The 10,922-nt window shown below is 42.1% G+C and carries 9 protein-coding genes; all 9 read right to left on the bottom strand.

Annotation, left to right across the window (positions count from 1 at the left end; translation table 11 throughout):
* Positions 1-133 precede the first annotated feature (133 nt).
* The gene (gene greA / locus HT699_RS06225) at positions 134-616 is read right to left on the bottom strand and encodes a transcription elongation factor GreA (protein WP_000818760.1); all 483 of its coding nucleotides are present in this window, start codon (positions 614-616) and stop codon (positions 134-136) included.
* A gap of 61 nt (positions 617-677) precedes the next feature.
* Positions 678-2,348, bottom strand: a complete 1,671-nt coding sequence (mltG, locus tag HT699_RS06220) for an endolytic transglycosylase MltG (RefSeq protein WP_172934178.1) — start codon at positions 2,346-2,348, stop codon at positions 678-680.
* 80 nt (positions 2,349-2,428) lie between these two features.
* Positions 2,429-2,923: a GNAT family N-acetyltransferase gene (locus tag HT699_RS06215; RefSeq protein ID WP_023937207.1), complete on the bottom strand. Its 495-nt coding sequence runs from the start codon at positions 2,921-2,923 to the stop codon at positions 2,429-2,431.
* A complete protein-coding gene (locus tag HT699_RS06210) occupies positions 2,920-3,381 on the bottom strand; it encodes a GNAT family N-acetyltransferase (protein WP_172934177.1) in 462 nt (153 codons plus the stop codon). The genes HT699_RS06215 and HT699_RS06210 overlap by 4 nt, the downstream gene beginning before the upstream one ends.
* A 9-nt stretch (positions 3,382-3,390) precedes the next feature.
* On the bottom strand, positions 3,391-4,725 hold the full coding sequence (gene murC, locus HT699_RS06205; protein WP_023933148.1) for a UDP-N-acetylmuramate--L-alanine ligase: 1,335 nt from the start codon (positions 4,723-4,725) through the stop codon (positions 3,391-3,393).
* 10 nt (positions 4,726-4,735) lie between these two features.
* Complete coding sequence (locus HT699_RS06200; protein ID WP_172928098.1) at positions 4,736-5,353, bottom strand: cystathionine gamma-synthase; 618 nt, start codon at positions 5,351-5,353, stop codon at positions 4,736-4,738.
* A 47-nt stretch (positions 5,354-5,400) separates the two neighbouring features.
* Positions 5,401-8,499 carry a DEAD/DEAH box helicase gene (locus HT699_RS06195; protein ID WP_172934176.1) on the bottom strand — a complete coding sequence of 1,033 codons (3,099 nt, stop codon included), beginning with the start codon at positions 8,497-8,499 and terminating at the stop codon, positions 5,401-5,403.
* Between the two features lie 92 nt (positions 8,500-8,591).
* Complete coding sequence (locus tag HT699_RS06190) at positions 8,592-9,758, bottom strand: MalY/PatB family protein (protein ID WP_000521379.1); 1,167 nt, start codon at positions 9,756-9,758, stop codon at positions 8,592-8,594.
* A 7-nt stretch (positions 9,759-9,765) separates the two neighbouring features.
* On the bottom strand, positions 9,766-10,860 hold the full coding sequence (locus HT699_RS06185; RefSeq protein WP_023933152.1) for a cystathionine gamma-synthase: 1,095 nt from the start codon (positions 10,858-10,860) through the stop codon (positions 9,766-9,768).
* Between the last annotated feature and the right edge of the window lie 62 nt (positions 10,861-10,922).

Raw genomic sequence — 10,922 nt, 5'->3', positions numbered from 1 at the left:
ATAGAACTGACGAAGTCAGTAACCATATATACGGCAAGGCGACGCTGACGTGGTTTGAAGAGATTTTCGAAGAGTAGCAAAATGGAAAAAGGAGTGAGTGAAGTACATCGCCTCCCCACTCCTTTTTCTGTTTTTAGGCTGTTTTTTCAACCTTCAAGATTTTTACATCATAGCTACCAACAGGCGTTTCAATGGTTGCTGTATCACCTGTTTTCTTGCCAATCAAGGCTTGTCCAATTGGGCTTTCATTTGAAACTTTACCTGCAAAGGCATCCGCACCCGCTGAACCTACGATAATATAAACTTCTTCTTCGTCCTCACCAATTTCTTGGATGGTGACTGTTTTACCAATCGCTACTTCGTCCTGGGCAACTGCGTCGCTATTGACGATTTCAGCATAGCGGATTTTTGTTTCTAAGCTAGAGATTTGTCCTTCGACAAAGGCTTGTTCATCCTTAGCTGCTTCGTACTCACTGTTTTCTGAAAGGTCACCGTATGAACGGGCAATCTTAATGCGTTCTACCACTTCTGGTCGACGAACCAATTTCAATTCTTCTAATTCTTTTTCAAGTTTTTCCTTTTCCTCAAGGGTCATAGGATATGTTTTTTCTGCCATTTTTCTCAACTTTCTTCTAATAATATTTTCTAAAGAAAATTATGTGAAGTATCACATAATTTTAGTTTGTTTGGTTTAATTTGCTGTTGACATGTTCAGCGACATTGCGATCGTGGTCTTCTTGATTATTAGCATAGTAGACCTTGCCTTCTGTGACATCTGCTACAAAGTAGAGGTTATCGCTCTTAGTTTGATTGATGCTTGACTCAAGCGCATCCAGACTTGGACTATCGACTGGACCAGGCATGAGACCTACATTTTTATAAACATTATAAGGTGAATCAATGTTGGTATCAATCGCAACATCCTCAGCTAAGCTGATATTTTGCCCCAGTTTTCCTTGGGCATACAAGATTGCAATATTACTTTGAAGTGGCATATCACGATTCAAACGATTGTAGAATACACCTGCAATGAGCTTACGATCTTCTGTCTTGGCACCTTCTTTTTCGACCAAGGAAGCAATGGTCAACAACTCATTGACAGTCAAGTTTTTAGATTTGATAGTACTATAGTAAGGAGATAGGTTCTTATCCATAGCAGCTAACATCTCATCAATCAAGCTCTCAACAGTTGTGCTTTCCTTGATAGAATAAGTAGCTGGGAAAAGGTATCCTTCCAAACGATAACGCGCACCACTATCTTTTGCAGGCAAACTTTCCAATAAAGTAGGATATTTGGCTACTGCTTGACTGATAAACGTCTCATCTTGAACTTTTGCCAAGAAAGCCTCCGCTGTCAAAGACTCTTTGAAGTCACCTTCCAATTGACCCACAGCTTGTGCAATCTGATCCAAGGTATAACCTTCTGGAATTGTCAAAGTCGCAAGTACAGGTTCTTGCGGTTCATCTGTTCCACCTTTTTGCAACTCTTTGAGTAAGTCTTCTGTACTCATACTCTTTTGCAAATTGTAGTAACCCGCTTTCAAGTCGGTATAATTTTTATACTTGGCATAAAAGCTAAAAATCAGACCATGCTTTACCAAACCAGCTTTTTCAAGCGTCGTACCGATTTCTTGAACGTTTGAACCTTCTGGAATTCCAACCGTCACATATTTCTTAGAATTAGCATCGATAGGTAACAAAGAATCTAGCACGTACTGGTAACCAAAGTAACCACCTGCTGAGAGCAAGGCAAGGAATACAAGGAATGAAATCACAAAAGCTTTCACATGTGACTTCTTCTCTTTCTTAGACTTAACGGGTTTTGCTCCTTCTCTACGGCTACGACGTGGTGTATCGCTGATGATATCCACTGTTTCTGTAGCAGGCGTAGGTGTTTCTGGACCTGCTTGTTCTGCTTTTTTCTCTGCCGTCTTATAGGAAACAGCTACCCTTGTTGGGGTTTCATTGTATTCTCTTTCAAATTTCTTAGGTCTAACAGGACCTGGACCTGGTCCTGGTCTTGAACCACTTTCTTCCGCTGGAGAAGAAGGTACATCTTGACTTGGGTGACTTGGAACACCAGGAATTTCTCTTTGAATCTCATCTGCTGGAGAAGCTGGTACATTTTGACTTGGGTGAGTAGGCACGGTAGGAGCTTTTCTCATAATCTCCTCTACCGTTGACAAGGAATCAGCCATGAGTTCTTCAGCTGAAGGTTCATTTGCAGGAGTGCGAACTACTGCATTATCTTCTTTCAGAACTTCATCATAGCTTTTTACTTTTTCTAAATCTCTCAGAATCTGCTCTTTAAAGCTTAATTTCTCTTCTTCTCTTGACTTTTCACTCAAAAGTTTTTCCTCCTTGTTGACAATCCATAATATTATATCTTAAAAGTCCAAGAAAAGCAACCTATGATACTTTTCCTAGCTTATTTTTTCGTTTCCCAGATCATATCATACCAAGTTTCCCCTGCAAAGGTTGACTGGGACAGGCCTTCATTGACAAATCCATGCTTTTCATAGTAGGTGATGAGATAGTCATGACAGGTTAGGTTAATACCTTCTCTTTCGTGTTTAAGAGCCAGTTCTTTCAAGGCTATTAGTAATTTTTGTCCAAGTCCGAGGCCCTGTGCTTCTTTGGCAATAGAAAGACAGGTCACAGAGATATAACCACCAGGCTCATGACTATAGTCTTTTATTTCTTCTGTAAAGGACTGGTCTTGCAGATGGCGGTGGGGGCCAACTGGTCCTTCGATATAACCCATAATCCTGCCCTCTTTTTCTGCAACCAGAAAAGAGGTCTGAATTTCTCGCAAATGTGCCTCAAAGACAGATCGAGGAATGGCTTCTTCAACCGAGAAATTCTCTAGTTCAATCTCGACGATACGATCCAAATCTTCTAATTTTGCTTGTCTGATCTTCATTGTGCCTCCAGATAAAAGGGATTAAACCAAATCATACTAAAACCCTGGCTAGTTTCATAAAGGGAAGTTTCTTCATCAATAAAACCGTTCATTTCAAAATAGGAAAGCAGCTCATCAGGACTCTCCAAACAAATCCCTTTGTAATCCAGCTCAACTGCCACCTCTTTCAAAGCCGCAAGAAGAAGTGTTCCCAATCCTTGTCTCTGATGGTCAGACTCAATGACTAAAGAATCTACTTTTAGACATTGCGGATTGTCTGACTGGGGACTTGATAGAATATAGCCTAAAAGTTGGTTTTCATCCCTAGCTAGAAGAAAGGTATCCGCACACTTACGGATACTTTCTTCTAAGATATGGGAAGGTTGCTGCTTTTCAGCCGGAAAAGACGAAGTTTGAAGTGCCTCTATCTCAGCCAAATCAAACTGACTTGCCTGAATGATCTTAATTGGAATTTCCATGAGAATAACCTATTGAACATTGCTTGTCAAGTTAGACAAGAGTCGCTCAAATGAGTATTCATAGGTTTGGATATCTCCTGCTCCCATAAAGACGTAAACAGCATTGTCATGGTCTAGGAGAGGAGAAACATTTTCAACAGTAATGACTTGGTGTTTCTTGTTGATTTTATTAGCTAGGTCTTCTACCTTAACATCACCATGGTCTACCTCACGAGCAGATCCATAAATTTGGGCTAGGTAAACAGCATCCGCTTGGTTTAAAGCGTGGGCAAAGTCATCTAACAAGGCAATGGTTCTTGTAAAGGTATGCGGTTGGAAGACCGCTACAATTTCCTTGCTTGGGTATTTCTGACGAGCCGCATCCAAGGTCGCAATAATTTCTGTTGGATGGTGGGCAAAGTCATCGATAATCACTGTGTCATTGACAATTTTCTCAGTGAAACGACGCTTAACACCGGCAAATGTTTTCAAGTGCTCACGCACCAAGTTCAAATCAAATCCTGCTGTGTAAAGAAGACCAATAACGGCTGTCGCATTCATGATATTGTGACGACCAAAAGTTGGGATGTGGAATTGACCCAAGTCTTGTCCACGGAAATGAACGGTGAAGGTTGAACCAGTTGTTGAACGAAGAAGCTCACTAGCTACAAAGTCATTGCCCTCAGCTTCAAAACCATAATAATAAATCGGAGCATTAGCCGTAATCTTACGCAATTCTGCATCTTCACCATAGACAAAAAGACCCTTGGTAATTTGTTTGGCATAGTCGTTAAAGGCATTGAAAACATCCTCGAGACTTGTGAAATAGTCTGGATGGTCAAAGTCAATGTTGGTAATAATAGAGTATTCTGGGTGATAAGGCATAAAGTGGCGCTCATATTCGTCAGATTCAAAGACAAAATATTTGGCATTGGCCGAACCACGACCGGTCCCATCCCCAATCAAGAAGCTGGTATCTGTAATGTGAGACAAGACGTGTGACAACATACCTGTCGTTGAAGTTTTTCCATGCGCTCCTGCTACTCCCATGCTGACAAAGTCACGCATAAAGCTACCTAGAAATTCATGGTAACGTTTGTAGCTGATACCATTTTGGTCCGCATAGGCAATTTCGACGTTGTTATCTGGACGAAAGGCATTTCCAGCGATAATTTCCATATCACCGTCTAGGTTCTTTTCATCAAAAGGAAGAATAGTAATCCCTGCCTGCTCAAGACCACGTTGGGTAAAGTAGTATTTTTCAACATCTGATCCCTGTACCTTGTGCCCCATTTGGTGCAACATCAAGGCCAAGGCACTCATCCCTGATCCCTTAATCCCGATAAAATGATATGTCTTTGGCATGTTTTCTCCCCTATTCTGTCATTCTGGTCAGATTCAACTCTTGGGCAACCCGACGTTCTTGTTCTGTTTGTTTACTTTTTTTATTGTAGATTTGGCTCTTCTTTAGAAAATCATAGTTGTTTTTCTTTGGAGCAGGTGCTGATACTTCTTCATTCTTGGTAGGGATAGAATGAACTTCTTCTGCCAAGATGTAATGAGACTGGGTCAATTTTTGACTATATTTGACAAATTCACCAGGATTTTCCTTTTGGAAAGGCGCTGTCGGTTGATTGCCCTGTCTAACAAGGCCTGATTTAGAATGACGTCTCGCACGGCTGAAATCCTGAGTTAGATAGTTAGCAGAGCGTTTCTTTTTCAAGTCCGCACGCGCTTCTTCACGCGCCACCTCCGCATAGCTCTTTCCTTCTTTTTTAACCCCTAAAGGAGCCTTTTTAGGTTTCTCTACTTGCTTTTCAAGCGGTTTTACTGGTTTTTCTTCAGCAATAGGAGCCCATTCTAAATAATTTTTATCTCGATACTCACCCTTGATATTACTGATCAGATCAGACTCATCATACAAGTTCATGACTGGCATTTCAGTCAACATGACCTCGTCATCTGACACCAATGGAAATCGTTCTTGTTTCATTTTCTATTTCCTTTCAACACTTCATTATAGCGTATTGTCTTGATTTTTCAAGTGCTGGCTTCAGAAATTCCCAAAATTTCTCTAATTTCTGCTAGGCTGAGACTGCCACGTGACTCTGTTCCATCCAATACTTGTGACACCAGATGTTTCTTTTGTTCTTGGAGTTCCTGAATTTTTTCTTCAATGGTTCCCCTGGTCACTAAGCGATAAACCTCAACCGTTTCTTCCTGACCCATCCGATGGGCACGGCCAATAGCTTGCGCTTCCACCGCAGGATTCCACCAAAGGTCAACCAAGATAACCGTATCAGCACCTGTCAGATTCAGACCGACACCACCAGCCTTGAGGGAAATCAGAAAGGCATCTCTTTCCCCTTGATTAAAGGCCTTGGTCATGTCTTGTCTTTCCTTGGCTGGGGTTGAACCCGTAATTTTAAAAGATGTCATGCCCAAGTCTGGCAGTTCTTGTTCAATTCTCTCCAACATTCCCTTGAACTGAGAGAAAATCAAGACACGGTGTCCGCCGTCTGCCACTTGTACCAGTAGGTCTCGGAGACTATCTAGTTTACCGCTGGCTCCCTGATAATCTTCCATAAAGAGGGCAGGGGTATCACAGATTTGGCGCAAGCGCATCAGACCAGATAAAATTTCCACACGACTTCGCTGAAATTCCTGATCTGACACTTGAGCCAATCTATCTCTCATCTGTTGCAACTGGGCTAGGTAGATAGCCTTTTGCTGGTCTTCCAGTTCATTCTTATAAACTACTTCAATCAAATCTGGCAATTCAGTCAGCACTTCTTCTTTCTTGCGCCTCATCACGAAAGGCTTGATAAACTGAGCAACGCGCTCAGCTGGCAATTTCATAAATTCTTTCTTGCTTGGCAAAAGTCCTGGCATGACGATTTGGAAAATAGACCACAACTCACCCAGATGGTTTTCAATCGGAGTTCCTGACAAGGCAAAGACAGACGGCACCACAAATTGTCTCAAAGTCTGAGCAATCTTGGTCTGGGCGTTTTTCATGACCTGAGCCTCATCTAAGAAAAGGAAGTCAAAGGCCATCCCCTGATAAAGCTCACTGTCCTGACGGAAGGTAGCATAGCTCGTCACATAGATTTGATGGCTATCAGCAAGAATCTCTTCACGACTAGCTTTCAAACCATGAACAACAGCCACATCCAACTGTGGGGCAAACTTCTGAAATTCATCTGCCCAGTTGTAAATCAAACCTGACGGTGCTAAAATCAAGACCCGACTTTCTTTTGTCACTTGACTGGTCAAAAAAGCAATAGTCTGCAGGGTTTTACCAAGTCCCATATCATCAGCCAAAATTCCACCAAAACCATAGTGATGGAGCATTTGCAGCCAGCCGATTCCCTTTTCCTGATAATCTCGCAAATCGGCCTGAACCTGAGTTGCTTGTCTAGGGAAGTCCTCTGGATGCGTCAAGTCGTGAGCCAGATTCTGGAATTCTTGTGAAAAAGAAACACGGTCTCGCCCTTCAAAGAGATGAGCTAAACTGTAGGCCAAAGATTTCCGAGCCTGCAAGGTCCCATCTTTTAATTCAAACTGCCCCAGTTCCTGTAGATTTTGGCGAATTTTCTTGGTTTCTTCATCGAAAAAGTAGACTCGATTGGACGAATCAATGTAAAAATCTTGATTGGCAACCAAGGCCTGCATGGCTTGATCAATTTCCTCTTGGGCAATATCTTGAAAATCAAATTGGATTTCCAAGAGACCTCCCTTGGAAGCAATCTGCACTTGAGGGCTTGCTAGGTTATAGAGTTCTTCTAACTTGTCTGATAGGTCAACATTCCCGAGTTTTTCAAAGACTGGAATGATTTCGTGGAAGAAATGATAGACAGACTCTGCTTTTAGGGCCTGACGCCAAGATTGAAAGTCTGCTTCAAAACCTGTAACCAAACAGACTTGGAAAATTCTTTCTTCTAAGTCAGCATCACTTGAAAATGGCAATTCTTCTAGCTCTTGTCGGCTTGATACCTGCCTATCCCCATAATCAAACTGAATCTCTAAACGAATCCGATTATCTTCTTCCCTGTCAAAGTAAAAAGAGGGCGCAAACGTTTTGATTTGTAACCGTTCTGGAGCTGAAACAGTCCCCATCTGGCTAAAAAAAGTTAAACAAGAAGCCAACTTATCTCGGTCACTACTATCAAATTGCAGGTATTTCTTTCCATGCTGATCCACAGGTAGCGCTTTAATTTCCTTGAGAAGACGCATCTGTTGGTCTGTTAGAAAATAAACCTGTCCTTTATGGAAAAGTACAGCTCCCTGATAAAAGGCATTAACTCTTGGACTCTCTCTGATTTCCATTTCAAAATAATCCGAGTATTCTATTACTGTAAAGGCAAATAGATTAGCATCAGCATGCATATCCTGAAAAAGCAGGGTCTGGTAGCTATCCACTTGATGGTCAAATTGAAAATGGGGCAAGGTCATCAGTAAATTCACACCCTGCTCAAAAAAGGTCAGAGGGAAAAAGAGGTGCCGACCCTGGTTTTGGAAAAAGAGGTCTGGAGCCTGTCCTTCCTCCATCAGTCCCCGTAAGAACGTCAGAAGTTCTTGGCTGGCCTCATCAAAGGCTTCCCAAGAAAGAGACTCCTCATAGACCTTGCCAATCATATAAGACTTTCTCTGCTCGACAATCCTTAAAAAGAGTAGAATATCCCGAATGACATAGTATTTTTGGCTATTGATTTGGCCGATTCTCAGAGTCCACAAGATATGATTGCTTCCTGCTTCCACCTGACCCACAACTGATAACTCATAGGCGCATTCTGATTTTGGAGATAAAATTCGATCCAAAAACTTGCCACCCAAGGTCACCTTGGTTTCAATGGCCTCTTTTTCTTCATGACCTTCTTCCAGACTCCACAAGATTTCCTGACCACGCTCATCATTTTTCAGAAAATGCTCTAGCGCTGCCAAATGCACACAGTAGCCCCTCTTTTGAAAAAAATCACAGGCACAAAAAACCAAATCATCCTCTAAACTATAGCGCAGTTCTTCTTCTGCAACGCGAGCGTAGAGCCGATTGTTCTTTTCCTTGATGATATCAACCTTACCAGTTTCATAAAGGGCAACACCTTCGATACGAACTTTCCCCGGAATCAATTTAGCCATATTTTCACCTTTACCTTATCTTTTTATTATACCATATTTTCGCCTATGAAAATAGCCTTCTAGGAAGACTTTTCTCCTAGAAGACTGGATTTTTAACGTTTGGCAAAAGTAGCCACAATCCGCTGACAGACTTCTTGCAATAGAGATTTGGGCATAGCTATATTGATGCGGGCATGGAGACTTCCTTCCTCTCCAAAATCCAAACCACGGTTGAGGATAACCTTGGATTCATTTCTCAACAACTCTTGCAATGTTTCATCAGTCAGGTCATAGGCTGAAAAGTCAAGCCAAATCAAGTAGGTACCTTGCGGTTTCATGACCTTGATTTTAGTCTCTTTTCCAAATAGATCCACCACATAATTGATGTGATCTTCAAAGACTTGCTTGAGTTCCTCTAGCCAATCTTTACCGTATCGATAGGCAGCTTCTGTCGCCAAATAACCCAAGCCTGAAATTTCATGCTGATTATTGGCCAACAGGCGTTTCTGGAAAGCCAGTCTCAACTTAGGATTTTCAATGACTGCATAGGAATTTTTTGTCCCAGCAATATTAAATGTTTTAGTGGCACTGGTCAAGACGATAGCAAAATTTTTGAAGGCAGGATTGATGGTATTGAAAGACTGGTGTTTGTGACCAAAGAGGGTCAAATCTTGGTGAATCTCATCTGAAACTAACAAAACACCGTGTTTTTGGCAGAGTTGGCCAATCTTCTCCAACACTTCTTTTTCCCAAACACGTCCACCAGGATTGTGAGGGTTGCAAAGAATATAGAGTTTAACCTCCTCTTCCACCAAATCCTTTTCAAGTTGGTCAAAGTCAATCTCAAACAGACCATCCTTTTCCACTAAGGAATTAGTAATCAATCTACGATTGTTCAACTTGACACTGCGAGCAAAGGGTGGGTAGACAGGCGTGTTAATTAAAACCGCCTCGCCTTCTTTTGTAAAGGTTTGAATAGCTGTTGAGATGGCTGGTACCACACCCTCGATAAAAACAAGAGCCTCTTTGTCAAAGTTGTAACCGTATTGTGTAGCTTCCCACTTTTGAACTTCCTTAATTAAGTCTTCACTGGCATAGGTATAACCATAAACCAGTTGGTCTGCGTAAGTTTGCACGGCTTGGCGGATTTCAGGCAAGACCACAAAGTCCATATCCGCTATCCAAGCTGGTAGAACTTCACTATCCGTTTCTGTTTCTTTCCATTTATAGGTATGGTGCCCTAAACGGTTGGGCAGGCTTGTAAAATCATATTTTCCCATCTTTGTCTTATCCTTCTAAAGCTTGGCGCAAATCTGCAATCAAATCTCTAGCATCCTCAATCCCAATTGACAAGCGCAAGAGGTCATCTGTCAAACCATAAGAATGGCGCACTTCTGCTGGAATATCAGCATGAGTTTGCGTCGTTGGATAAGTAATGAGACTTTCTACCCCACCCAAACTTTCCGCAAAAGAGAAGACCTTGAGACTGTTCAAAATATGAGGAATGCGCGTTTCATCGACTACTTTAAAGGAAATCATCCCCCCACGACCAGTATAGAGAACCTCCTTGACTGCTGGAGAATCCTTCAAAAAGGCAACCACTTCTTGGGCGTTAGCTGTTGAGCGCTCCATACGAAGAGACAAGGTCTTGAGACCACGAAGCAACTGGTAGCTGTCAAACGGTGACAAGACTGCCCCTGTCGTATTGAGATTGTAGAAAAGCTTCTCGTATAGTTCTAAACTATTGGTCACAACCACTCCAGCCAAGACATCATTGTGTCCTGCCAGATACTTGGTTGCTGAATGGAGAACCATATCTGCTCCATCTTCGATCGGACGTTGGTAGATAGGGCTATAGAAGGTATTGTCCACCACCACTTTGGCACCCTTAGCATGAGCCAATTTTGCTAGTTTTTCGATATCAAATTCCAACATCAAGGGATTGGTTGGGGTTTCGATATAGAGAACATCCACATCCTTTTCTAACTCGGCAATCAACTCTTCTTCTGTATTGGCATAGGTAAAATGGAAACGACCTTCCTGCTCCACTTGGTTAAACCAGCGAAAAGAACCACCGTAAAGATCACGCACTGCCAAGACCTTACTTCCTACTGGAAAGACGCTAAAGGCCAGTACAATAGCTGACATCCCTGAGCTAGTCGCTAGGGCATAGTCTGCTGACTCAATAGCCGCCAAGACTTCCTCAGCCTTACTACGAGTTGGATTTTTAGTGCGCGTATAGTCAAACCCAGTAGATCGACCAAACTCTGGATGCTGATAGGTCGTTGAAAAATGGAGCGGTGTCACCAATGCACCTGTCGCTTCATCTGACTTAATGCCCGCCTGGGCCAAAATTGTGTTAATGTGTAATTCCTTGCTCATACAATACCTCCAAATCTATAGTAACTATTGTACCACTTATTTTCATCAACTCATTTTCTTCT

The organism is Streptococcus sp. 1055 (assembly GCF_013276815.1).
Taxonomy (GTDB): domain Bacteria; phylum Bacillota; class Bacilli; order Lactobacillales; family Streptococcaceae; genus Streptococcus; species Streptococcus pseudopneumoniae.
Note: the sequence above shows the minus strand (reverse complement) of the source record. Positions and strands in the feature narration are given on the sequence as shown.

Coding starts and splice junctions, on each gene's coding strand:
- murC (WP_023933148.1), bottom strand. CDS start 4,725: ATGCCAAAGACATATCATTTTATCGGGATTAAGGGATCAGGGATGAGT.
- HT699_RS06215 (WP_023937207.1), bottom strand. CDS start 2,923: ATGAAGATCAGACAAGCAAAATTAGAAGATTTGGATCGTATCGTCGAG.
- HT699_RS06185 (WP_023933152.1), bottom strand. CDS start 10,860: ATGAGCAAGGAATTACACATTAACACAATTTTGGCCCAGGCGGGCATT.
- HT699_RS06190 (WP_000521379.1), bottom strand. CDS start 9,758: ATGGGAAAATATGATTTTACAAGCCTGCCCAACCGTTTAGGGCACCAT.
- HT699_RS06210 (WP_172934177.1), bottom strand. CDS start 3,381: ATGGAAATTCCAATTAAGATCATTCAGGCAAGTCAGTTTGATTTGGCT.
- HT699_RS06195 (WP_172934176.1), bottom strand. CDS start 8,499: ATGGCTAAATTGATTCCGGGGAAAGTTCGTATCGAAGGTGTTGCCCTT.
- greA (WP_000818760.1), bottom strand. CDS start 616: ATGGCAGAAAAAACATATCCTATGACCCTTGAGGAAAAGGAAAAACTT.
- HT699_RS06200 (WP_172928098.1), bottom strand. CDS start 5,353: ATGAAACAAGAACGATTTCCATTGGTGTCAGATGACGAGGTCATGTTG.